The following is a 24901-nucleotide window of genomic DNA, read 5'->3' as shown; positions in this document are numbered from 1 at the left end:
GAACGAATACTTAGTCTAAATTTTCAATTTTGGTAATGATTCCATCTCCCCACAACTCTTCCAGGTTGTAAAAAGGTCTTTTATCTTTTCTGAAGATGTGCGCAACAACATCTCCGTAATCAACGATGATCCACTCTTTCTGTTTTTCTCCTTCTGTTCTCCATGGATGCAGTTTTTCGTTTTTAAAGACGATTTCATCAATAGAATCATGAATAGAATCAACCTGAGTGTCTGAATTTGCAGAGCAGATGATAAAATAATCTGCTACTGCCTCTTTTAACTTCCTTAAATCGATCACTGTAATGCTGTATGCTTTTTTTTCCTGCATCGCAAATACCACAGTGTCAGCTAAAGAAGTCTTTTTTGTCTTATTTTTTGTTTCTACCACTCTAATTTGATACTATTTACCGAAATTTAACCTAAAATTAAGAATTTCATTGTACAATAACTCAGCCAATACGCAATTCACAGGCAAAAGTATCCACTTTCTGCCAAGCTGTCACTCCACCAATACAGAGGCCAGCTTACTGATCCGTGCACAAAAGGCTGTTAATGGTTTGATAGTCATAACAAACGAACAAACTGCGGGGCGCGGGCAACAGGGCAATAGCTGGTTAAGCAAAGCGGATTCAAATCTGACATTTTCGGTCATCTTCTTTCCTGAAAAACTTCATCTAAAAGATTCTTTCTATCTAAATATAGTTTCTTCTTTGTCCATTGCCAAGACTGTTGACGAATTAGTACCGGAAAATATTGTAAAAGTGAAGTGGCCGAATGATATTTTATTAAATAATAAAAAAGTATGTGGCATATTGATTGAGAATATGCTGCGTGGAGAACACATCCATGCAGTTGTGATGGGGATCGGCGTAAATGTAAATCATTCTGATGGTAATTTGCCCTTTGCAGGCGCTATGAGTTCTGAAGCGGCAAAGACATTTCATCTGCAGGAAGTTTTTACCCGCATCTGTGAAAACCTGGAACCCTATTACCTCATGCTGGAGCAAGGATTGTTTGCAGAACTTGATGCCTTATATCTTCAGAATTTGTACGGGCTGAATGAAAAAAAACATTTTTCTGATTCTGAAGGAAATTTCACGGGTACTATCCAGGCCGTGCTGCCAGGCGGTTTGCTACAGGTAGAGAAAGAATCTGGCGTAATTAAACAGTATACGTTTAAGGAAGTTTCGCTGGTGAAGTAGGTTTCTTAAAGTTGCTTTCTTTGCGCATTTCTCCTTGCGGTCAATCCTCTTAATGAAAAGCCCAGACGCTAGAGCTTCGCAAAATATGCTCGGCGTATCTTAACATTCTGCCCGTCTTGTTTTATCCCATGTTTTTCAAACGTAAATAAAACTTTTCAAAAGCTGATTTACGGCACTTTTTAGAATAAAAAACTAATTAAGCATATCATTATAGATTATATTACTACAAAACGACGATTCTGTAAATACATTTGAAGTTCAACAGTTTATAAATTATATTTGCAGTACGTTATTTAATTAGAAAATTCCGAAAACAATGGTAGACACATTTGTAAAGCACAAAGTAAAAGACATCTCCCTGGCTGCATGGGGCAGAAAAGAAATTGAATTAGCTGAGGCTGAAATGCCGGGTTTAATGTCAATCCGTAAAGAATTTGGACCTTCAAAACCTCTTAAGGGTGCGCGTGTAGCTGGTTGTTTACACATGACTATCCAAACGGCTGTATTAATTGAAACATTGATTGAATTGGGTGCTGAAGTTACCTGGTCATCTTGTAATATATTCTCTACACAGGATCATGCTGCTGCTGCTATCGCTGCTGCAGGTATCTCTGTTTATGCCTGGAAAGGTATGAACGAAGAAGAATTTGACTGGTGTATTGAACAGACATTATTCTTCGGTGAAGACCGCAAGCCATTGAACATGATTCTTGATGATGGCGGAGATCTTACAAACATGGTATTAGACCGTTTCCCTGAATTGGTTAAAGATATCCGTGGTATCTCTGAAGAAACAACAACGGGCGTGCTTCGTTTGAAAGACAGGGAACGTAACGGTTCGTTAGTATTACCTGCGATCAACATCAACGATTCTGTTACGAAATCTAAATTTGACAACAAATACGGCTGTAAAGAATCATTAGTAGACAGTATCCGTCGTGCTACAGATGTTATGATGGCTGGTAAAGTTGCTGTTGTAGCGGGTTACGGTGATGTAGGAAAAGGATCTGCTGCTTCATTAAGAGGTGCAGGCGCTCGTGTAATTGTTACTGAAATTGATCCGATCTGTGCATTACAGGCGGCAATGGATGGTTATGAAGTTAAGAAAATGGCTGACGCTGTTAAACGTGCGGATATCGTAGTTACTGCAACGGGTAACAAAAACATCATCACGGGCGAGCATTTCAAAGCAATGAGAGACAAAGTGATTGTTTGTAACATCGGTCACTTTGACAATGAAATTGACATGGCCTGGTTGAACAAAACATATGGTTCTACAAAAGTTACTGTTAAGCCGCAGGTTGACATCTACAACGTAGATGGTCATGATGTAATCATTCTGGCAGAAGGCCGTTTGGTTAACCTTGGCTGTGCTACAGGTCACCCTTCCTTTGTCATGTCAAGCTCATTCTCTAACCAGGTTATTGCTCAGTTAGAATTATGGGAAAATTCTTCTAAATATGAAAACAAGGTTTATACCTTGCCTAAATCGCTAGATGAAAAAGTAGCCCGCTTGCATTTATCTAAAATTGATGTTGAATTAGACATTTTATCTGCAGATCAGGCAGCATACATCGGCGTAACGGTTGATGGCCCATATAAAAACGACGAATACAGATACTAATCTGTATAAAATCAAATACAAAGAGGTTTTGCCAAAAGCAGAACCTCTTTTTTTATTCATTTTTGGTAATTATATTACATTATTATGTATCTTTTATTTCAGCTTTAAAAGTTGTCTCGATTACATAAAAAAGATATTTTTTGTCATAATTGCCACATTATCAAAATATATATCAACATATAGAACTTTTAAAATCAGATAACGTTTTATATAATATACCAGAAAATAGTACAAGATTTTTTAACTTTATTCTTAAATTGATATTGAAGGTGTTGGGAAGCCTTCAACCTGTTAGTTTAAGTACTTACCGAGTATTAATAAGTTAAAACGATATATTCTTATGTAAAATCAGTCATTAAACACGTACAGCTATGGAAACAAACATATTTATGGAACTCTTCATTTTGACTTTAATAGGAACGTCTATTTTTAATTGTCAAAAAAGAATTAAGCAAGGTGTTGCATGGGCATTCCATACATCCATATTGCTTTCGGTGCTTCTGATCATAGTCTCGGTGTTTATGATGGTTATTTTTACAAAAGCCGCGCAAGCAAATTGCAATTACATTGATATTTCTGCCTTAATTCTCTGGGGCATAGTATTTATTGGCGCCTCGTATAATCTTTTCACGACCAGAAAAATTGACATTACTACAACAGAAGTAATTGAACATCCATTAATTGGTAAAAACAAAAAGCATACGTTCCGAAGTGCCTTACACTATACGATCATCAACAAGCACGATCAGCATTATGCATGGAAAGAAATTGTTATTTTCTTTCAGAAACGCAAAGTACATATCAGTTCTTTTCAGCGGAAAGATTATGCTGACATCCATAATCAGCTGGTTATCCATGGTATACCAGAACATCAAACAGAAGGGCTGCAGCAGCCAATCAAACAGTTTTCTTAATCCATTTCCGGCAGTAAATAGGTAGTACGGGACTTTACTTTTAATTATCTTGCATCAAATTGCAGATTATGAAAGTTGCTGGATTTACTTTTATCAGAAATGCTGTTACCTACGATTACCCGATTGTTGAAGCTATAACATCTATTCTTCCGGTTTGTGATGAATTTGTTGTTGCCTTAGGTAATTCGGATGATGATACCGAAGCATTAATTAATAACATCGGTGATCCGAGAATTAAAATCATACATACGGAATGGAATGAATCACTGCGTGAAGGCGGTAAAGTATTAGCCGTTGAAACGGATAAAGCGATGGACGCCATATCTGCCGATACAGACTGGTGTTTCTATATTCAGGGCGATGAAGCTATGCATGAAAAATATCTTCCTGTTGTAAAAGAAGAAATGCAGAAATATCTGTCTGATGCATCGGTTGATGGTCTGCTTTTTAACTATGAACATTTTTTTGGTTCATATGAATATGTTGGTGACGCCCCAAAGTGGTATCGCAAAGAAGTGCGTGTCGTACGCAGGAACCCATTAATCCGCTCGTATAAAGATGCGCAGGGTTTTCGCAAAGACGGGCAAAAACTTCATGTAAAACAAATCGATGCTTATATGTATCATTATGGCTGGGTAAAAAATCCAGTCTTCCAGATCAAAAAAGCAAAGTCTTTTTCTAAGTACTGGCACAGCGATGAGTGGATCGAATCAAAGATTCCCGAAATAGAACTGTTTGATTATTCTGAAGTAGATTCATTGAAATTATTTTCAGGTACGCATCCCGCATCCATGCAGAACAGGATCAACCAGCAAAACTGGAAATTCAAATTCGATTTCAGAAAAAAGAAACTTTCTGCCAAACACCGCTTCAAAATCTTTATAGAAAAACTAACGGGATGGAGAATCGGTGAATATAAAAATTACATAAAAATATAAATGAATTATCTCGTTTATCAATCCTATGGAAGTAAAGACATTTTAAATGAATGTTGTTATTCCATATTAAGCTTACTCAAACATGGTATAAACAAAAACGAAACCCGTATTGTAATTTATACCGATCAGCCTGAATATTTTTCTTTCTTACCGGCAGCAACGCTTGAATTTGTACAGATGAGTGCCGATATTATTGCTGATTATAAAGGCGTACACGCATTTGTACACCGCTTAAAAATAAAAATATTGCAGGATGCTGTAACACGTTTTCAGGGTACGATCTTGTATGTTGATTCAGATATTTATTTTTTAAAATCCATTGAACCGTTATTCGCATCAATCAGCAAAACCAATTTGCTGATGTGTAATAATGAAGGAAGAATCCATACAGGAGGAAACAGAATATTTGAAAAATTTTCTGCTTTTATTAAAAAAAATACTGATTACCTGAAACAACATCATATTCCTATCCCATATGATATTACGATGTGGAACGCCGGCGTAATCGGTTTTTTATCTACCGAAAAAGAGTTGCTGGAAAAAGTATTGTATACCAATGATACCATTTACAACAAATTCCAATCGCATGTGGTAGAACAGCTTTCCTTCTCTTATCAGCTCCAGAAACAGGGCACATTGAATGCTGCCACGGATTATTTATATCATTACTGGAACTTCAAGGAATTCAGAATTGTGCTGGCAGAGTTTTTTAAATATCATTTAAACAGAGGTTCCGTTGAGCAGATGATCCAGGATATAGATTCTATTCGTCCGGATGTATTGATCAAGCCAAAACTGGAATATGAAACACTTCCTTTCCTGAAAAAAAATATCCGCAAGTTAGGGGGCAAAAAGAATCGCTGGAAATTCCCTGCATACACCATCGGTCAAGCAGCAACTATTTAACTGAACCCTGATACATGAAGGATCCGGCATCGAATATTTCTGTTGTTCTTATTACGTTTAACGAAGAAAATAAAATCCGTAAGACGATTGAAGCAGTATCTGCTTTAACAGATGACATTGTGATCATTGATTCATACAGTACCGACCGCACACCGGAGATCTGCAGGGAATTAAACGTAACGTTTGTTCAGCAGGAATGGGGCGGTTATGGTAAACAGAAAAACACCGGACATTTATACGCCAGATACGATTGGATCTTATCGATTGATGCCGACGAAGTTGTTTCACCAGGCTTACTTGAAGAGTTAAAACAGCTTCCGCTTACTGCTCCCCTGCAGTTATTCAACATTCCGTTTAAAACCTATTTCTGCAACCAGCTCATTCGATTCGGCGGCTGGAACCCGCAGCACCACATCCGCCTGTTCAATAAAAAACATACCGAATGGGATACGCTTGCGGTACATGAAACACTCATCTACCCAAAAGGGTATGAAATTGTTTCCCTAAAAAACAGTATCCTGCATTATTCATACGACTCTGTTGAAGACTACCTGTCGAAATCAGATACGTATACTACCCTCTTTGCTGAACGATTATTGGCGCGTGGCAAAAAGGCTTCGTGGATTAAATTATACATCAGTCCGCCCTTTACATTCATCAAAGAATATTTTTTCAAGCTTGGTATCTTAGACGGAGCTATGGGTTTCCGGATCGCCTGTTTTAACTTCAATTACACGTATCAGAAATATGCTAAGCTACGCGCTTTGCAAAACCGATAAGCTATGCGCATACTAGAGATCAATACAGAAAAAGGCTGGCGTGGCGGCGAAAACCAGACACTCCTTGCACTGATTGGCTTCAGGAAATTGGGTCATGAGGCAGAGCTGCTTTGTTTCGAAAATTCTGCACTGCATGTGCAGGCAGCTGCAGCGGGTTTTACCTGTCACCCCCTAACATCCAGCACAAAGTCTATCGGTTTCCTGATGGAATATGGTAAAAACTATTCCATCCTTCATACGCAAACATCGAAGCAGTTAACTTATTGCATACTTACAAAACCATTTCATAACAGCAAAGTCATTTTATCCAGACGTGTGGATTTTGTTCCGAAGGGATTTTTTACTTTATTAAAATACAATGCCTGCGACGGTATTATCTGTGTTTCCGGAGCGATAGAAAAAATACTCAAACAATCAGGTATTAAAACCAGAACGGTTGTAATCTCTGATTGTGTAACGGAAAAAACGTTAAACAAAACACGTGCACAGGAATTACTCCAAAAGTTAACAATTTCCGGCAAGAACATTATCGGAACTACAGCAGCACTCGTTCCGCATAAAGACCCGGTCACCTTGGTGAACGCGGTAAATATTCTTCGTACCAAGCGTTCAGACTTTGTACTGCTGCATTTTGGCAGCGGACCATTAGCGGCAACCATACAGCAATTTATTACAGACAATAACCTTCAGGATTATTATAAATTGATTGGTTTTAAAGAACGTGTAGAAGATTACTTCAGCATCTTTAATTACTTTGTCATGTCTTCTCAAGAAGAAGGCCTGGGCAGTAGTGTGCTGGATGCTTTCGTATATAAAGTACCTGTTGTTTCTACCAATGCCGGCGGATTGAATGAACTAGTGACAGGCAGAGGTTATGTAACAGAAAAGAAAAATGCGCAGTTGCTGGCTGAAGCACTTCATACAGCAATGAACAGTCCGGAACAAAACAAAAAAAATGTTGCAGCTGGCTATACGTATGCGGTTTCAAATCTTTCGGTTGAAAAGATTCATGAGGAACACATCGATTTTTTTAAGACGGTATAAATTCAGTGTACTAAGCTACGACGCTTAGACACTAGCTTATCCAGCGGTACAGCCAGCCTAAGGCAAAATTAGAATTAATCTTTGTAAGCGTGATCAATCTTTTTGCTGTTACTTTCCGCAGTTCAATTCTGTAAATAAAATCCGGGTTTAATATCCGTGCATTTGTACCTTTCTTGCACGTAAAAAAATAGGTTATACCCAACGCTTTGATCCATGGAAGCGAAACAGTACTTTGATGTCCGTACGGCCAGGCAAAACCAAGTGCTTTTTTATGTGACAAATGTGTATTGATCTGTGTACTGTTTTCAGCAATTTCTTTTTCAACACGCGCTTTAAATTCAGCATCGCTATACGCATGAACATGCTGCTGAATAAATTCTTCTGTAAAAAATTGCTGCGCTTTTTGTTTCTTTTCTTTTTTAGAAAGGGCTTGTTTTTCCAGACCTGAATAATATTCTTTAAACAATGCCTTGCCTGCTTCATCAATCTGTAAACCGGCCTGTGTTAACTCGCCGCGCATTTTAAAGAGCGGAAAACCTGATTGCACAGAACCATTTAAAACAAAATAATCTCCTGCTGATACATGATGTACATTTACAACCTGTTTGAATCTGGTATTTGAAAACACCATACCATGACGGTGCGAATGACATTGTATGTCTACCAATCCGCTCCGTTCCATCTCGCGCATTTCTTCCCAGGAAAAATACTGTGTGCTTTGTGTCGGCAATGAATTAAAATAATTGGCGATCAGATTTGAATTAACCTGATCTGCCAGTTCATATGTTGTTGCAGAACGATCGTATGCTTCTCCGACAAATAATGTATTAACAAAAAAAATCGCTTTCAGGTTATATTTTTTTAATAAAGGAAAAACAACGCTGTAGTTGTCGTAATAGCCATCGTCGAATGTAAGAACAATTGATTTTTCCGGGAGCTTTTGTTTCGCTTTATACAAAGCATCAATTTCCCTTAATGTAATTGTCTGATACTTATTTTCAGACAAATAACTGAAATATGATTCCAGCTCCTTCGGTTTTACATTTGAGCCCTCATGTACCTGATGAAAAAGCATTACCGGTACACCTTGATTCCGGTAATAAATCAAAATACCTGCAAACACTGCTATAAAAATGATCCAGATCATTTACTCTTTTGAAAATAAACGGATATACGCCATGCCAAACAATAAACTTACCAATACAATACCTTGCTGCAATTCAAGCGTTGCTTCGGATAAATAGGACGTATATGTACTTACCAAAACGGCCATACAGAAAATATCCAGAGACACTTCTTTATTTAAGAATGGATAAATGAGACAGATCATAAAGATTACAAAACCAATGATACCCAATGCCGTAAAGATATATACGAATTGCGAATGTGGAATGAGCCAGTTGTGTTCATCAATATCCGGATATTCTTTTTTATATACTGCATTCATTTCCTGCTGTACATCACCGCTCCCAACACCAATCCATGGATGCTGCATACCAACCTCCACCCCGATCTTCATCGACAGCAAACGGTTTCCGTCTGAATAATTATTTACACTTTTACCTGTTACAAATTGATTTACATCGCGTACCATGTAATTCACTTTGTTGTGCAACGAAGGCACAAAGAAATACATGGCGACTAAAAAAGCAGCAGCAGCAGGAAAAAGCAGCAACAGTTTTTTATTTCCACTTTTAAATACCTGAATGATGAGCCAGAGAAAACATGTGGTGTATAAGGCCAATAAGCCGCTGCGAATAGATAACACATGTAAAAACAAAAAAAGAAATATACCCAAACCGGCTACAATACCTTTTTGCACTTTTGTAACCATTACAGAAGATGTCAAATAGGCTTGTATGGATGCAAAAAAAGCAATCGTTAGCAACAGGCTATAGCGAATATGCTCAATAATTGTTGGAATTGTTTTCGCATGTTTATATGATTCTGTTATTTCTTTATAATGTAGCAGGTAATAAATAAAACTGCCCAATGCTGTAGCAGCACACAACGAAATAAAGATCATGATCAGTACATCTATGGTAGCACGCGTGATCGAATCTTTTACTGCCCAGAAGCCTAATGGTAAAAACAACAGAGGAATTTTTACCTGCACACGTTCCGTCCAGTACGAATAATCATCGGTCCATAACACCCCGATCAAATAAATAATTAATATAGGTAAGCCTGCAAACCATTGTAAATCTTCCTGTTTCCATGTGAATGATTTTGCCCAGCCACGGTCTAAAAAATAAAGCAACGCAATACCAATCATTCCGATACTGATCATAGCGCGTGAAAAAAAGATACCGACCAAAGCAAGGCAACCGGCAATGAGGAACCAATTGTTAATAAATGCTATATTTATTTGTATATTTTTACCTGATAATTTCATCAAACGACTTTGTTGATACCCTACAACTTTAACAAAAAAGCGTATATTTGGTATTAGTAATTAAACCATAAAGTCTGTAAATATAGACATTATTGATTGAATGGAGGAGCAAAATTCCAAAACCCGATATAAAAGTAAGGAAGAAAAGGATAGCCTTTTTGAAAAGGAATTTATGCACCTACTGGGCCCGCTTTACAACTTCGGTTATAGATTAACCTTAGATGAAGACGATGCAAATGATTTGGTACAAGAGACTTATTTAAAAGCATATCGTTTTTTTGATTCTTACGAAAAAGGAACTAATGCAAAAGCATGGTTGTTTAGAATCCTGAAAAACACCTTTATTAATGAATATCGCCGCAAGACGAAGGAGCCTAATAAAGTCGATTATCAGGAAGTTGAATCCTATTATAACTCAGATGAAGTAAATGAACCTATCACCAGCGATCTGCGGGTAGATTCATTAAATAATATGATTGGCGACGAAGTTGCCAATGCGCTGAATGCGCTGGATGTAGATTTCAGAACCATCATCATTTTATGCGATCTGGAAGGTTTTACGTACGAAGAAATGGCTAAAATATTAGACATTCCTATTGGAACGGTACGTTCCCGACTGCACAGAGCCAGAAATGTATTAAAAGAAAAATTACAGGAATATGCCCAATCAATGGGTTATAAGGATCAACGAAAGAAACACGATTAAGCTAAGCTGTCATGATTGATTTTATTAAAGAGGTTGTAAATAAATTAGTCGGTAAAAAGACCGAACAACGCTACTGTTGTAAAGATTGCTTATGTAGGCTTAACACCGTTTTAGATGGAGAAGCAACAAAGGAAGAAATGCTTTATCTCCAGGAGCATATTGATCAATGTTCGCCCTGTTATGATCATTACAACATTGAAAAAGCTGTAAAGGAAGTAATCAAGCATAAGTTAGAACAGCGCCCTGTGCCTGCTAACCTGATCGAAAGCATCAGAGGCAACATTAATAAGAATTGTTAATTTGTATGGAAGGAAAATTATTTATTTTTTCAGCTCCCTCCGGCTCCGGCAAAACAACTGTCGTTCAGCATTTATTAAACACTGACCCTCGTATTGGATTTTCCATTTCTGCCTGTACAAGAGAAATGCGGGAAAGTAAAGAAGCCAACGGCAAAGATTATTATTTTCTTTCGGTTGATGAATTCGAACGTCGGATACAAAACAATGAATTTGTTGAATGGGAAGAAGTATATCCCGGGAGATATTATGGCACACTCCGTTCTGAAGTTCAACGCATCTGGGACATGGGAAAACATGTAATTTTTGATGTGGATGTAAAAGGCGGTTTGAGTTTAAAAGAACAGTTTGGCGACAAAGCTCTTTCTGTTTTTGTTAAAGTACCCTCCATCGAAGAACTTCAAAAACGCCTGATAGACCGCAATACAGAATCCGAAGACAGCCTGAAAGCTCGCCTGGAAAAAATGAAATACGAATCTTCTTTTCAGGACCAGTTTGATGTAATTCTTGTAAATGACCGCCTGGAAGAAACGTTTGTTAAAGCCCATCAGCTGATTGATCATTTTCTTGAAAACAACAGTAAATAATCCTATCTTCTCCTTGTTTATTCGGTAAAAAGCGAAACAGACAATACTTTTTATTACCATGAAAATCGGTTTATTCTTTGGTTCGTTTAATCCAATACATGTTGGCCATTTGATCATTGGTAACACAATGGCTGAAACAACTGATCTGGATGAAGTATGGTATGTTGTCAGTCCGCAAAATCCATTCAAAAAAAATCAATCGCTGTTACATGAATTTGACAGGTTTGACATGGTAACAGCCGCTATAGCAAATAATCCAAAATTCAGAGCCAGTGATATCGAATTCAGCCTTCCTAAACCTAGTTATACAGTAGACACCCTTACGTATATAAGCGACAAATATCCGCAGCACTCCTTTGTGCTGATTATTGGTGAAGATAACCTGGATCAATTCACGAACTGGAAAAATCACGAACAGATTTTACATCACTATTCTTTATACGTATATCCACGACCAGACTCATCCAATAGTTTTTTACGTGAACACAAAAACGTGCGATTAGTTGCAGCTCCTCTTCTTGAAATATCTGCGACATATATCCGTAATCTGGTAAAACAGGAAAAATCTATCCGTTACCTGGTAAGTAAAGAAGTTGAAGAATTGATTTTAAGCCGTAAATATTATTCAAACTATTAACTTCTGAAAAACCGGTTATTGTCCATTGTTTTATGCTTAAGATATCGCCTCTTATACAAATCTAAAAAGCATACTTTTTAACAATTCATTCGCCAAAATTCATTTTTTAGAATTTGGCATTTCTCCTATTATCCCCATTTCCTTTATAAAAATAGCATTTTATACAAATTAATTACACAAATATTACAACATAAATCAATGTATCTTTTTACATATGATAACAACAATAAAGTATGATTTTAAGAAAAAATGTTAATTTTTAAATTATTGATTAAAATAATCAAATTGGTATAATTATATAAATAAAAATTTATTATTTTGATAATCAATAGCTTAATATATTATATATAAAATAAGCAAACCAAAATTAAAATAAAGCCGTAAATATGTTTAAAATGTAATATTTATATAAAAAATCAACTTTTACTGATTAAAAAAGTATCATATAAACTTTCAGCAGCTATGAAAAATTTATACACTTTTTTAATATGGTCAACGGCGTTGACTGTATTAAACCTCCATTGTAACGCACAGCTCATTATAGAAGCCGATGCCGTTGTTGCCAGCAGTTCTGACTTTGTTCAGGCAAATGTATTAGTTGATGGCAACCCCTCCAACTACGCATACATTGATGCATCCGTAAATATTTTATCGACATCAAGCATTACGGTCTCTTTCCCAACGAGTGGCCATGCCGGTGATATTATTTCCTTTGATGTTCAGGAATCCGGACTATTATTAAACCTTCTCTCTCTATCAACTTCTCTGTTAAATAATGTGACTATAAAAGTATATGATGAAAGTAATGCATTGGTTGCTACAGGTTCAGGCACAAGTGTATTAGGGCTTAATTTATCGCTTAGCGGCTCAAATATATACACCATCAGATACATGACCGATGCTACAGCGAATTATAAGATCAAAAAAGTTACACTTGAGCTATCAAATTTATTGAATGTAAATACCTTCAAAGAGTTTAGAATATACAATGCAAAACTTCAAACACCTTGTCCGCCTGTGTATGCAGATGGTATCATTAGTTTTTCAAATTCAGGCCCGTTAGGACCATATGTAACAAACAGCGGCAATGCGATCAGCGCAAGCACAACAGATTTTGCCACAATGAATGCTCCTATATTAAGCAATCCGATATTAGACCTGTCATTTTCTACTAAAGGAAATGCGGGAGAATATGTTGGTGTAACCATTAACCAATCCGGAGCGATTCTTTCACTAAGCCTTTTAAAATCTTTAATCCTGGAAGCGTATAGTACGGCAGGTGTAAAGGTTGCGACAAGTCCGAGTTTCGCATTGGCTGATTTAAGACTTATAGATGGAACAACAGACAAATATTATTTAGGTTTTATAACTCCTGCCGGCTCTTATGATATCAGTCATTTAAAATTAACCTTTGGCGGTCTTAATTTACTGGCTTCTTTAAATGTGTTTAATGCCATGCACTTTAAATTATTACCTGCACCTGTAAGTATAACTTCTGCAACAAATTCTTTTTGTGCAGGCAGCAGCATCTCTCTGACAGCAAATGCTCCTGGCTTAACTAATATTATCTGGAGCAACGGAGCAACAGGCAGCCCGATAACAGTTTCTACGGCCGGTACATATTCTTATACGGCCAAAGATGCTTCCGGCTGTATGAGTACATCTTCTACTATAACGGTTACGGCATTACCTATTCCTACAATAAATATTACCAACGGCATTACAGCAAATTTTTGTGCAGGTAAAAATGTAGTATTAAGCAGCACCCCTTCTGCAGGTGCAAGCGTTCTCTGGAGCAATGGTGCTACAACAAACAATATTACTGTAAATACAGCCGGTAACTATACCGTGACGGCAAAAGGCGCAAACGGATGTTCTTCTGTAGCACAGCAAGTAGTAGTTTCCCAGCTTGCATTGCCTACATTATCTATTACCAACGGACCAATTGCCGGCATCTGTACAGGCAAAGATGTAACCTTAACCAGCGTACCTTCTGCAGGTTCAACGGTACAGTGGAGCAATGGTGTTACCAACAACAGCATTACAGTAAGTTTACCCGGCGTTTACACAGCTACAGCAACCGATGCAAACCTATGTGCTTCACTTCCACAAACAGTTACCGTGTCATTGCTTACCTTGCCTACTCTTACCCTTACAACCGGATCAACAGCAAGCTTCTGTACCGGTAAAGATGTTGTATTAAGCAGTGTGCCTTCTGCCGGTGCAACTGTTGCCTGGAACAATGGTGCTACTACAAATAATATTACGGTTAACGTAGCCGGAACATATACCGTAACAGCAACAGACGCTAATTTATGTGTTTCCCTTCCAAAAACTGTTACCGTAACAGCTCTGCCGTTACCTACACTTAATATAACAAACGGTACAACAGCCAGTTTCTGTACAGGTAAAGATCTTGTATTGAGCAGTGTGCCATCTGCCGGTGCAACTGTTGCCTGGAACACTGGCGCTACTACAACTGATATTACTGTAAATGCTGCCGGAACATATACGGTAACAGCAACAGATGCTAATTTATGTGCTTCCCTTCCAAAATCTATTACCGTAACAGCTCTTCCCTTACCTACATTATCTGTTAGCAACGGTACTACCGCTGTTTTTTGTGCGGGTAAAGACGTTTTATTAAGCAGCGTACCATCAGTAGGTGCAACGGTGCTTTGGAATACAGGCGCTACAACAAATGATATTACAGTAAACACTGCAGGTACGTATACGGTAACAGCTACGGATGTCAACTTATGTGCGTCACTTCCTTTGTCTGTTACTGTTTCTTCTCTTGACTTACCTATACTTGATCTTACAACCGGGCTTACAGCAAGCTTCTGCGCAGGCAAAGATGTAGTATTAAGCAGTCTGCCTTCTCCAGGCGCAACAGTGCTCTGGAACAATGGTGCTACAACAAATGATATTACTGTAAATACTGCAGGCACCTATACCGTGACAGCTACAGATGCAAACTTATGTGCTTCGCTTCCTAAGTCTGTTGTAGTAACAGAGCTTGCTGTACCTACTTTATCTTTAACCAACGGAACGACAGCAAGCTTCTGCGCTGACAAGGATATTCTATTAAGCAGTGTGCCTTCTGCGGGTGCTACTGTACGTTGGAACAACGGCGCTACAACAAATGATATTACTGTAAATACTGCAGGCACCTATACCGTGACAGCTACAAATGCCAACTTATGTGCGTCACTTCCTTTATCTGTTACTGTATTATCTCTTCCTGTTCCGACACTTACTCTTACAACCAGCGAAACAACTGGTTTCTGTACAGGCAAAAATGTGGTATTAAGCAGTATTCCTTCTGCTGGGGCAACAGTATTATGGAGCAACGGTTCCACAACCAATGATATTACTGTAAATACTGCAGGTACGTATACGGTAACAGCAACGGATGCAAACTTATGCATTTCGCTTCCTAAACAAATTATTGTTTCTGAATATACACTACCTACCTTATCTATTACAAATGGCAGCACGGCAAGTTTCTGTGCAGATAAGCAAATACTATTAAGCAGCGTTGTTTCAGCTGGTGCAACAGTCGTTTGGAACAATGGTGAGACAACAACTGACATCACTGTAAATACAGCCGGTACGTATACTGCAACAGCAACGGATATAAATTTATGTGCTTCGCTTCCACAGTCTGTTACTGTAACAGCGCTTCCTGTTCCGACACTTACTCTTATAACAAGCGGAACAACTGGTTTCTGTACCGGTCAGGATGTAGTTTTAAGCAGCCTTCCTTCAGCAGGAGCATCTGTACTTTGGAGTAATGGTGCTTCAACAAATGACATAACCGTAAATACAGCAGGAACATATACCGTAACAGCTACGGGCGCAAACTTATGTACGTCTGTTCCTGAATCAATAGTTGTAGCTGAATTTGCATTACCTACACTGTCTATTTCAAATGGCACCACAGCTGAATTCTGTGAAAACGGTGACGTAGAATTAATAAGCATTGTATCTGCAGGTGCAACGGTAGTTTGGGACAATGGCGCTACAACCAATAACATTACCGTAAGCACTGCCGGTACATATACTGTAACGGCTACAGACGGGAACTTATGTATCTCACTTCCTCAATCTGTACTTGTTTCATCGAAACCGGCACCAACTGTTTCAATAGCAGCATCCGGCGCAACAGACATCTGCTCTAATAGTACTGTAATGATAACTGCTACTGCAAGCGCCGGTTCAGATCTGGTATGGAGTACTGGAGAAACAGGAAATTCAATCACCGCAAATGCAGCCGGCGACTATTCAGTTACTGCTACTGCAGTAAATGGATGCAGCAACACTTCTGCAATCATTCCTGTGACAATAAAATTGATTCCGGATGTGACTTCAGTTGCTACAGATATTACGTGTAATGGCAATGCAAATGGTATGATTTCAATTACACCAACATCTGCTTCTGCCTCATATCAGTATGTATGGGACAACGGAGCTACAACAGATAAAATTACGCAGCTTGGTGCAGGAACATATAAAATAGATATTACTGACAATGCAAATACTTGCGGCATTCATCTTGAATTTGAAATAAACGAACCTGCAGTTCTTTCATTAAACGGCACTACAGTAAATTCAACCTGTGCTGATAATGATGGTCAGATAAAATTAAATATTTCAGGTGGTATTGCTCCTTACAGCTATCTGAACCGTTCAATGGTTTTAGACCCATCAAATACACAGCTATATGGATTTCCAGCAGATACGCACATTGTAACAATCTTTGATAAAAATATGTGTGCTGTTTCTGAAAGCTTCATTGTTCTCAAAGCCGATTGTGATATTGCTCTTAACATTCACAATGTAGTAACACCTAACAACGATGGCTTAAATGATGTATTAGTTGTTGATGGTATAGAAAACTTCCCGAATACTTCCCTTCAGATATTTGACAAATGGGGGGATGTTGTTTTTAAAAATGATGATTATGAAAACAACTGGACAGGCAGAAACAAAAATGATTCAGGTCCGCTTCCTGCAGGTACATACTACTACTTGTTAAAATTAAGTACACCTGAAGTTCCGGATGGAAAATCTGAATACACAGGATTTGTAATGATTCAATAAAACTTTTCAAAATACTTTTCAAGCAAATACATAAGAATGTGAAGTTCATTTTTTAACAATGACTTCACATTCTTAAAATTAAAACAACACAGCTATTTTACCAGTACAATTTTTACCAGCGATTTTATGAAAAAATTACTACTAATGCTATGTACCTCTGCTATTGTATTCATTAGTAAAGGACAAAATTATCCTCACTATACCATGTTTATGTTTAACAAACTCTTGTATAATCCTGCTTATGCAGGAAATAAGGACTTAACAACAGTAAACGTATATGGAAGAAAACAATGGACAGGCATTGCAGGTGCCCCTACAGGCGGAACCATTACAATTGACGGTCCGATAGGCAGCTACATGAAACCGTTCAGATCTATAGCTGCCGGTTTTTCCCTCAATTCTGAAAAAGCAGGTATCGTTACAAACACGAACTTAATGGCTTATGGTGCCTATAGAATAAAACTTTCGAATGAATCCATGTTATCATTCGGGTTGCAGGTTGGAACAACGCTTTACAGTGCTGACTATAGCAAACTGAATCCATCCGACCAGAATGATCCCAATATTAATTACTCAAAAGATGTTTCGAATGTACCGATGCCAAATTTTGGAGCAGGTGTATACTACACCGGTAAAAATTATTATGCGGGTTTTGCCGTTCCGTTTCTGGCACAAAACAGATATGATAAAAACAGCTATAACCCGGGCGGTGATATTTATGGGAAGCAAGTACGGACATATTTCTTAAGCGGGGGGTATATTTTTACGATCAGCCCCGTTGTAAAATTAGAACCGCAGGTATTGATGCGTTATGCGGTCAATGATATGTATAGACTTCCTTTTAACGCAGATTTAAACCTCTCCTGTTTTTTCTATGACCGGTTTATGATTGGTGCCACCTATAGAACAGATAAATCTATTGAAGGTGTTTTATTCATGCAGATCACAAATAATATCTGTATCGGCTATGCTTACGATTATGCATTATCTGAATTAAGAACATACAATAATGGCACACATGAATTTACTGTAGGTTTTGATTTCATCAAAGACAAAAACAAATATATGAACCCTCGATTCATAAAATTATTCTAAGAACTTTTAACCATTTTATTATATGAGAGTCCATATATTTATTCTGATCGCTTTGTATTTTAGTTTGAATACCGAAACATATGCACAATCAAAAAGAGACAAAGATCTGATGATTGCAGATTATATGTATACCCATTTAGCATTCGCTACAGCTATTGATCATTATGAAAAAGTAGTAGAGCATAACAATGATGCTGCCATCATGGTTAAACTTGCTGACTGCTATCGTATGATTGACGAATTTGAAAAAGCTGTTGCCTGCTATTCTATTGCAATAAAAAGCAATTCTTTTCCTAACGCTGCTTACCCGCATTATGCAGAAACATTAATGACCTTAGGCAGATACGAAGAAGCGAAGCAGCTTTTGATAACGTATCAGAATAATAATCCGGCAAACAGAAGTATTACAAATGAAATCAGAAGCTGTGATTATGCCGATTCATTATTAAAGCTTCCTCCAACCGGAGCCATTTACTTTGAATCCTTTAATACAGATGGTTTTGAGTTTGGGCCGGCATTACGAAAAAATGATTTAGTATTTACAACAGATTCTGTATACAGCACAGAAAGTTCAAAAAAAGATAAATGGACAGGACATTCCTTTTATCAGATCCGTTATACGGAGTTAAATGCAGAAGGAAGAGCAAGTGAAGCTGTTAAGAACTTAGGTACAAAAGTAAACAGTAAATACCACGATGGACCGTGCACGTTTTGTCACGATGGTGATACCATGTTTTTTACACGTACCAACATGGGTATAAGCATGATTAACAACGGGCCGAAATCAGATCCGAATAAACTTGTTCATTTACAGATTATGGTTGCGAGTAAACAGGATCCGGATACGAAAGAGTACAAAAAAATAAAACCATTTGTACATAACAAAAGTACATATTCGACAATCCACCCAACGCTCAGTTATGGCGGACAAATGCTGGTATTTGCTTCCGACATGCCTGGCGGCGAGGGTGGAATTGATTTGTATATGACTACTTTGGATGCACGCGGCAAATGGACAAAGCCGGTAAATTTAGGCAAGGGTATTAATACTGAAGGTGATGAAGTATTCCCTTCCTTTGATGGAGACAGTATTTTATATTTCTCATCGAATGGCTGGGTTGGACTGGGAGGATTGGATATATATAAATCAAAATGGGATAAACAAAAAGGCGTATTTGTGGTACTCAATAATATGGGCATCCCGGTAAATTCATCCTATGATGACATGTCGTTTGTAGAATCCAGAAATGGATCTATAGCACACTTTGCTTCCAACAGGCCTGCTCCAAAAGACAATGACAACATCTACTCGTATGTTGCACAGAGTATATTTCTTAAGTTGATTATTATAGACGGCGCTACAAAAAAACCATTGGAAAACTGTTATATAGAATTAATCAGCAAGCCGGATGCGCGAACGCTTTCCAGTGATAAAAACGGAAATACTGTTACACCGCTGTATCTGCAAACAGACTACAATGCCCGTATAAATAAAGCCGGATACAGGCCTGTGGAAATTCCTTTTTCTACCTTAGATGTTATCGGAAACGATACGATTAAGAAAATAATAAACATGCAATCTGATTTTCAGATCAGCTATACAACAATTATTCTGGATGAAAAAACAAAATTTCCTATAACAGACCCTTCCATTGTGTGGATTGAAAAAGAAGGAAAAAAGAAAGATACAATAAGACTTGCTACCGGTGAACAATTAAACGTTGAATTAAAACCTAACAGCATGTATTACATGTATGGATTAAAAACAAATTATTACAGTAAACAACGCTTTGTTTCAACAAAAGGCATTGAAAGCGGTTCTGGCACCACACGTATCGTTGACACCTTATACATGAAAAAACTGGAAGTAGGTGAAATCTATAAAATTGACGATATCTATTATGATTATAATAAAGCTACTATCCGCCAGGATGCAAAACCAGCGCTGGATCAACTGATGAATTTACTGACTGAAAATCCAACCATGAAAATTCAGTTGAATTCACACACAGATTGCAGAGGTTCGGATGTATACAACATGAAACTTTCTCAAAACCGCGCGCGTGCTGTAGTGACCTATTTAGTTGAAAGAGGTATCTCTGCTGACCGGTTGAAATTTAAAGGGTATGGAGAAACATTACCTGTTACTAATTGTGCATGTACAGAATGTACGGAGCAGCAATACCAGGATAACAGGCGTACTGAATTTCAGATTATAGAATTATAAATTTTTTATTTCAACTAGCTGTTTAAAGGCATCCGGATCCGGATGCCTTTTCTTTTTTCTTCGCTTAATTTCTAAAAATAATATGGGCAGTACTTAATTATTCTTTCTTTGATAGAAATTAGTATCATCAAAATTATTTTTTTCTATTTATAGCAGCAGGATTAATGAGTGTTCCGCAGATCTCCGGCATAGGAATCGAAGCTTCTTCAGAGTAGCCGTATGTTAACAAACGCACCCGATTGATACATACACGAATAAATTCCGGAATAAACAGATCAAACTTTTCATACCGTTCTTTAAATTCCGGATGATCTTTCTGATACCCATCAATTACTTGCGCTACATGCTGCCAGAATATTTTTTCATCCAGACCAACATAACTTTGGAATACATTGGATAAATAACGAAACACGCCATCAAACACGCCGGATAAAATAAACAATGTAGCATATTCATCATCAATATCTCTCAAGATATTTTTTGCTTCTTCAGGTGCTTCATTTCTGCCGTCCTGTGTCAACACAATCTCTTCAACAAAATCTTTTATGATAATGCGTACCGGCACATAATCCTGTATTACCAAAATAGTATTTTCACCATGCGGGCTAAAGAAAAACTTATGCTGATAGAAAATATGTAATATAGGTGTAAGGTATGATTTCAAATATACTTTTAACCATGCTTCCGGTGTTAAGCCCGACTTACGGATAAGTTCCGCGGTAAATGATTTTCCGTTTTCATCCACATATAATAACGAAGCCATGGTCATGATCCGTTCACCTTCGTTCAGATAGTTTGTGGCGCTTTCTCTCCAAATGGCACCAAGTAATTCCTTATAATGATACGGACCGTTTTCAACCTGCTCATAGTGATTGTGCTTGTAACCAATGGTTGCAACTTCTCCAAGCAAGGTAAATCCAAGACGCTTTAAAACCGGATCAGTATCCAGTTTATTTTTCACCCAGGTAGTTACAAAAGGTGCAACAGAAAGTTTTGCCGGTGAAAGTCCCCGGTATACAGAAGTATTTAATATAGAAATTGCTGTCTTGACATAAAGCTTCTCCGGTTTATCTGTATTGAAAAATGTACGAATAGACTGCTGCGGCGTATAGCTGTCATTACCTTTGCCTAGCGGAATAATGTATTGATTGGCAATATCCCCTGCAAATAAAAACGTCAGTTTGTGTTTCCATTGCCACTCGTGTACGGGTAAAAATAAATATTCCTCCGGATTAACGTCATGCGAAAAAAGAACTGCATTAAATTCTTCCTGCAGATCAATACCTAACTCTTCCTGCACAAGACGTTCATAGTTATATTCTTTTGTATGTGCGTACGAAGCTTTGCTTTTATGAACGCCCAGCCAGAATAAGGTTGTCATCTTGTTTGCTTCAGGTACAAAGTCTAAATAATCTTCGTAGCTGAAACCAATCCTCCCTTTATTTACCGTGGCCCAAGGATGCCCATCCATTTGATGCTCAATAATTGTATATGGTGCATCGACCAATAAATGCGCACCGATTCTCCCTTGTGCTAAAATATAGGCATCCGCATATAAGGTATTGTATGTTTCTTCAATGAATTTTGAAAGCGTTAGTGGCTTAACACCAAGCGTTTCTTTTATATCTAAAAAAAACTGAATAACATCCAGCGCAGGCTGAGTTTTACCATCGACATGCTTAACAACTGAATTCGGATCCAGGTGCCAGTAGTCCATTGCACGGTATTCGCCTGAAAAGGTATAATAAACAGCAGGGCTGTCTGTAGCTAAACGGAAATGAACAAGAGCTGTTTCTGTTTTTGTCTGAACCGGATCAATCAGGCATTCATGTAAAAACTCTGCAAATACTTTTGTTATATGTTTACGGTTTGCCAGGTTCCAGACATCTTTTTTCAGATGCCTGATTCCCGTCTGAAAATCCTGGCTTATCAAATTATCGGAATGATTCATATCTATGTGTTTTACGTTTAAATGAAATACTTGTAACTGTAAGAATTGAAAGAAATAATAAAGCGCATACGAAAGCAATATCAAATTGTGCATCCAAGCCATTCACGCCTATTTTATACCCCACATACAAAGGTGCTGTCAGGTAAGCAATATTCTGAATGACATGAATGAATGCGTACCACACTGCGACATGTGCACTGCTTACAGATTCAAAAAATAACAGATCCAGATATACGCATAAATAGAACAGTAAAAATCCATACACAATACGAATGAAGCAGATAAGTATAAACGGTGTTTCAAATTGCTGCACATATACACTCAGGGCAAAGCAACCTGCCACAACCAGAATCGTCATGTCTGATCTGGAAAAATTTTCTTTTCGGAAAATAAAATAAAAAAGAATAACGGATAAACTCGGTAGTATGAATAAACATCCGGCTTCTAAAATAGTGTGTGCATATCTGGTTTGTCCTAAAATAAATTCTGTGTAAAAAGGCCGTAAGGTTGTTGACAGCAGATATAAAAATAATGTAAGCAAGCCTATCCGTACCAATGAAAATACTGGAACCGCAGGTTCTGCATGTGCTGTTTTTTCCGAAACAACAGATCGTATATCGGCAGATAAAAAATAATAACTGAAAATCATTTGTAAAAAATCGAAGGCTGCTATTATTAAAAATATGTATTGTATTTGAAATTGCTCCATCCAGATGCTGCTTGCCAACGTAGAACAGATCATTCCTGCATTTAAAATAATTCCCAATACACCGATCTCTTTGTATCTGGAGCTGCTGTTCTGTATCAGATGCGGATAAATAAGCAGGTAACTTGCTTTAAAAAAAATCATCACTAACGATAACGCGAAAAATACTGCATAGCTTGTGCTATAGGCACAGGCTATACATATAACACCTGCCATACCTTGTGTACATATAAGTATGCTTCCAAGAGAATATCGCTTACTGATAACTGCCCAAATGGGATAAGCAGCCATAAATACGATCCGGCACGATCCAATATACCAGCCTACGGTGTTTGAATCGTGTATGTCGAATACCTTCGCAAAATACATGGGATAGTATGGCGCTAACAAGGACTCTGCAAAGATTGCGAGAAACGCGATGATTAATAATATGGTACGGTTCATCAGTTTGGAGTAACAAATAATTCTGCTTCTATTGTGGCGGATTGATTTACCAATGGTGCTGCCGTGAAATTCTGGAAGGCTATACGTTTTTCAACTTTATAATAATCGTAACCCAGAATGGTATTGATGATGCTGGCATTGCGGTATGCACCCATACCCAGATCCGGCGTAACAAAACCATGTGTATTCAATTCACCATTCTGAATGAAGATGGTATTACCTTTATCAATCGAATAATTACGCGCGGCTAAATATTTTCCGTTCTCGGTAACCTGTATCATTGGCCGTATGCCTTCCAGGCATTTTGGAATGCTGTAACTATACCCTGTTGCCAAAATTACCGCATCGGTTACTTTTGTAAAACCCCGCTCCTGCTGGGTATGATAAAAGTGCAGACGGATCCGGCTGTCTACCGTCTCTTCTATGGCGATCAATTCAGAACAAGGTGATAATGTAACAGGAAGTTGCTCTGCATCTACACTTTGCTGATACAGCGTATCGTAAATACTATTGATCAGATCGTAATTAATTCCTTTATACAGAGAATTCTGTCCTTTCAAAATTGCTTCGCGTTTTGCCGGAGGTAATGAGTGATAATGATCTACATATTCCGGAGAAGTAAGTTCAAGCGTTAGTTTTGAATACTCCATAGGAAAAAAACGATCGGGACGGCTGAACCAGTTAAGTTCAGCTTCCGCTCTCCGATTCAACAGCAGATCATTGAATACTTCTGCAGCACTTTGCCCGGAGCCAATAACCGTTACCGAAGCACGTTGTGTTAATTCATCTTTACGATGTAAATAATCCGAAGCATGGCATACATATGCCGCATGTTCCGGCTTTACATACGATGGAAGGTTGGGTGTATTACCAACACCCAACACAATATGTTTTGCTGTAAACCAATCTGCTTCATCTGTATGTGTATTCCGTACCAGAATGTTATACAGTTTTGCTGTTTCGTCAAACGTGATAGTTACTACTTCCTGAGAGAAGCGGCAATTATCCAATTGATTTAATACCCACTGACAATATTTATTATATTCTTTTCTCAGAATAAAAAAATCTTCCCGAATGTAAAATTTATACAGGCGGTCAACTTCTTTCAGGTAATTTAAAAAACTGAAGCGACTGATCGGGTCTGCCATCGTTACAAGATCTGCCATGAACGGCACTTGCAGCGTAGCATCATCAAACATTAAACCCGCATGCCAGTTAAATGCTGTCTTACGATCTATAAAAAGACAGTTCAGGTCTTTGATCGGATTGGTTAATGCGGCAAGACCTAAATTAAAAGGGCCGATGCCTACACCAACAATGTCATAAATAATTCCTGTCGTCATG

At 37.8% G+C, this 24901-nt stretch carries 20 protein-coding genes; 14 read left to right on the top strand and 6 right to left on the bottom strand.

Annotated elements, in window-relative coordinates:
- Positions 1-10 precede the first annotated feature (10 nt).
- The gene (gene rsfS / locus CHU_RS03025) at positions 11-388 is read right to left on the bottom strand and encodes a ribosome silencing factor (protein ID WP_011584015.1); all 378 of its coding nucleotides are present in this window, start codon (positions 386-388) and stop codon (positions 11-13) included.
- A 49-nt stretch (positions 389-437) separates the two neighbouring features.
- Here rsfS and CHU_RS03020 point away from each other — a divergent pair, with 49 nt between their 5' ends.
- The 7 genes from CHU_RS03020 to CHU_RS02990 all read left to right on the top strand — a co-directional run bounded on the left by CHU_RS03020 (position 438) and on the right by CHU_RS02990 (position 7407).
- Entirely contained in the window at positions 438-1202 is a 765-nt protein-coding gene (locus tag CHU_RS03020) for a biotin--[acetyl-CoA-carboxylase] ligase (RefSeq protein ID WP_011584014.1), read from the top strand.
- 316 nt (positions 1203-1518) lie between these two features.
- Positions 1519-2826 (top strand): adenosylhomocysteinase, encoded by a 1308-nt coding sequence (gene ahcY / locus CHU_RS03015; protein WP_011584013.1) that lies wholly within the window; start codon positions 1519-1521, stop codon positions 2824-2826.
- A gap of 389 nt (positions 2827-3215) precedes the next feature.
- Complete coding sequence (locus CHU_RS03010; RefSeq protein WP_238379333.1) at positions 3216-3740, top strand: hypothetical protein; 525 nt, start codon at positions 3216-3218, stop codon at positions 3738-3740.
- Positions 3741-3808: 68 nt separating this feature from the next.
- Positions 3809-4678 carry a glycosyl transferase gene (locus CHU_RS03005; RefSeq protein WP_011584010.1) on the top strand — a complete coding sequence of 290 codons (870 nt, stop codon included), beginning with the start codon at positions 3809-3811 and terminating at the stop codon, positions 4676-4678.
- Positions 4679-5584, top strand: coding sequence for a hypothetical protein (locus CHU_RS03000; RefSeq protein WP_011584009.1), 906 nt, complete (start codon positions 4679-4681; stop codon positions 5582-5584).
- A 14-nt stretch (positions 5585-5598) separates the two neighbouring features.
- Complete coding sequence (locus CHU_RS02995; RefSeq protein ID WP_011584008.1) at positions 5599-6363, top strand: glycosyltransferase family 2 protein; 765 nt, start codon at positions 5599-5601, stop codon at positions 6361-6363.
- Positions 6364-6366: 3 nt separating this feature from the next.
- A complete protein-coding gene (locus tag CHU_RS02990; RefSeq protein WP_011584007.1) occupies positions 6367-7407 on the top strand; it encodes a glycosyltransferase in 1041 nt (346 codons plus the stop codon).
- Positions 7408-7438: 31 nt separating this feature from the next.
- Here CHU_RS02990 and CHU_RS02985 read toward each other — a convergent pair whose 3' ends face one another.
- Entirely contained in the window at positions 7439-8554 is a 1116-nt protein-coding gene (locus CHU_RS02985; RefSeq protein WP_011584006.1) for a polysaccharide deacetylase family protein, read from the bottom strand.
- Positions 8555-9802, bottom strand: coding sequence for an O-antigen ligase family protein (locus tag CHU_RS02980; RefSeq protein WP_238379332.1), 1248 nt, complete (start codon positions 9800-9802; stop codon positions 8555-8557).
- Positions 9803-9902: 100 nt separating this feature from the next.
- Between CHU_RS02980 and CHU_RS02975 the strand changes: the two genes are divergently transcribed.
- The 7 genes from CHU_RS02975 to CHU_RS02945 all read left to right on the top strand — a co-directional run bounded on the left by CHU_RS02975 (position 9903) and on the right by CHU_RS02945 (position 20456).
- Positions 9903-10508 (top strand): sigma-70 family RNA polymerase sigma factor, encoded by a 606-nt coding sequence (locus tag CHU_RS02975; RefSeq protein WP_011584004.1) that lies wholly within the window; start codon positions 9903-9905, stop codon positions 10506-10508.
- A gap of 11 nt (positions 10509-10519) precedes the next feature.
- On the top strand, positions 10520-10807 hold the full coding sequence (locus CHU_RS02970) for a zf-HC2 domain-containing protein (RefSeq protein ID WP_011584003.1): 288 nt from the start codon (positions 10520-10522) through the stop codon (positions 10805-10807).
- A gap of 5 nt (positions 10808-10812) precedes the next feature.
- Positions 10813-11391 carry a guanylate kinase gene (gmk, locus tag CHU_RS02965; RefSeq protein WP_011584002.1) on the top strand — a complete coding sequence of 193 codons (579 nt, stop codon included), beginning with the start codon at positions 10813-10815 and terminating at the stop codon, positions 11389-11391.
- A 58-nt stretch (positions 11392-11449) separates the two neighbouring features.
- Positions 11450-12028 (top strand): nicotinate (nicotinamide) nucleotide adenylyltransferase, encoded by a 579-nt coding sequence (gene nadD / locus CHU_RS02960; RefSeq protein ID WP_011584001.1) that lies wholly within the window; start codon positions 11450-11452, stop codon positions 12026-12028.
- A 462-nt stretch (positions 12029-12490) separates the two neighbouring features.
- Entirely contained in the window at positions 12491-17134 is a 4644-nt protein-coding gene (locus tag CHU_RS02955; protein ID WP_011584000.1) for a gliding motility-associated C-terminal domain-containing protein, read from the top strand.
- A 126-nt stretch (positions 17135-17260) separates the two neighbouring features.
- Positions 17261-18229: a PorP/SprF family type IX secretion system membrane protein gene (locus CHU_RS02950; RefSeq protein ID WP_011583999.1), complete on the top strand. Its 969-nt coding sequence runs from the start codon at positions 17261-17263 to the stop codon at positions 18227-18229.
- Positions 18230-18251: 22 nt separating this feature from the next.
- Positions 18252-20456 (top strand): OmpA family protein, encoded by a 2205-nt coding sequence (locus tag CHU_RS02945; protein ID WP_011583998.1) that lies wholly within the window; start codon positions 18252-18254, stop codon positions 20454-20456.
- 133 nt (positions 20457-20589) lie between these two features.
- On the opposite strand, the gene CHU_RS02940 is transcribed toward CHU_RS02945, so the two are convergent.
- The 3 genes from CHU_RS02940 to CHU_RS02930 are packed head-to-tail and all read right to left on the bottom strand — an operon-like array spanning position 20590 to position 24900.
- Complete coding sequence (locus tag CHU_RS02940) at positions 20590-22407, bottom strand: IucA/IucC family protein (RefSeq protein ID WP_049755430.1); 1818 nt, start codon at positions 22405-22407, stop codon at positions 20590-20592.
- Positions 22391-23557, bottom strand: a complete 1167-nt coding sequence (locus CHU_RS02935; RefSeq protein ID WP_011583996.1) for an MFS transporter — start codon at positions 23555-23557, stop codon at positions 22391-22393. Before CHU_RS02935 ends, CHU_RS02940 begins: the two co-directional genes overlap by 17 nt.
- Positions 23557-24900, bottom strand: a complete 1344-nt coding sequence (locus CHU_RS02930) for a lysine N(6)-hydroxylase/L-ornithine N(5)-oxygenase family protein (protein WP_011583995.1) — start codon at positions 24898-24900, stop codon at positions 23557-23559. Before CHU_RS02930 ends, CHU_RS02935 begins: the two co-directional genes overlap by 1 nt.
- Between the last annotated feature and the right edge of the window lies 1 nt (position 24901).

The organism is Cytophaga hutchinsonii ATCC 33406 (genome assembly GCF_000014145.1).
GTDB classification, from domain to species: domain Bacteria; phylum Bacteroidota; class Bacteroidia; order Cytophagales; family Cytophagaceae; genus Cytophaga; species Cytophaga hutchinsonii.
The sequence above is the reverse complement of the archived record's forward strand: the minus strand, read 5'-3'. Positions and strand labels throughout refer to the sequence as shown.

Coding starts and splice junctions, on each gene's coding strand:
- CHU_RS02990 (WP_011584007.1), top strand. CDS start 6,367: ATGCGCATACTAGAGATCAATACAGAAAAAGGCTGGCGTGGCGGCGAA.
- CHU_RS02985 (WP_011584006.1), bottom strand. CDS start 8,554: ATGATCTGGATCATTTTTATAGCAGTGTTTGCAGGTATTTTGATTTAT.
- nadD (WP_011584001.1), top strand. CDS start 11,450: ATGAAAATCGGTTTATTCTTTGGTTCGTTTAATCCAATACATGTTGGC.
- CHU_RS02970 (WP_011584003.1), top strand. CDS start 10,520: ATGATTGATTTTATTAAAGAGGTTGTAAATAAATTAGTCGGTAAAAAG.
- ahcY (WP_011584013.1), top strand. CDS start 1,519: ATGGTAGACACATTTGTAAAGCACAAAGTAAAAGACATCTCCCTGGCT.
- CHU_RS02950 (WP_011583999.1), top strand. CDS start 17,261: ATGAAAAAATTACTACTAATGCTATGTACCTCTGCTATTGTATTCATT.
- CHU_RS02975 (WP_011584004.1), top strand. CDS start 9,903: ATGGAGGAGCAAAATTCCAAAACCCGATATAAAAGTAAGGAAGAAAAG.
- CHU_RS02945 (WP_011583998.1), top strand. CDS start 18,252: ATGAGAGTCCATATATTTATTCTGATCGCTTTGTATTTTAGTTTGAAT.
- CHU_RS02980 (WP_238379332.1), bottom strand. CDS start 9,802: ATGAAATTATCAGGTAAAAATATACAAATAAATATAGCATTTATTAAC.
- gmk (WP_011584002.1), top strand. CDS start 10,813: ATGGAAGGAAAATTATTTATTTTTTCAGCTCCCTCCGGCTCCGGCAAA.
- CHU_RS02935 (WP_011583996.1), bottom strand. CDS start 23,557: ATGAACCGTACCATATTATTAATCATCGCGTTTCTCGCAATCTTTGCA.
- CHU_RS03010 (WP_238379333.1), top strand. CDS start 3,216: ATGGAACTCTTCATTTTGACTTTAATAGGAACGTCTATTTTTAATTGT.
- CHU_RS02930 (WP_011583995.1), bottom strand. CDS start 24,900: ATGACGACAGGAATTATTTATGACATTGTTGGTGTAGGCATCGGCCCT.
- CHU_RS03005 (WP_011584010.1), top strand. CDS start 3,809: ATGAAAGTTGCTGGATTTACTTTTATCAGAAATGCTGTTACCTACGAT.
- CHU_RS02940 (WP_049755430.1), bottom strand. CDS start 22,407: ATGAATCATTCCGATAATTTGATAAGCCAGGATTTTCAGACGGGAATC.
- CHU_RS03000 (WP_011584009.1), top strand. CDS start 4,679: ATGAATTATCTCGTTTATCAATCCTATGGAAGTAAAGACATTTTAAAT.
- CHU_RS02955 (WP_011584000.1), top strand. CDS start 12,491: ATGAAAAATTTATACACTTTTTTAATATGGTCAACGGCGTTGACTGTA.
- CHU_RS02995 (WP_011584008.1), top strand. CDS start 5,599: ATGAAGGATCCGGCATCGAATATTTCTGTTGTTCTTATTACGTTTAAC.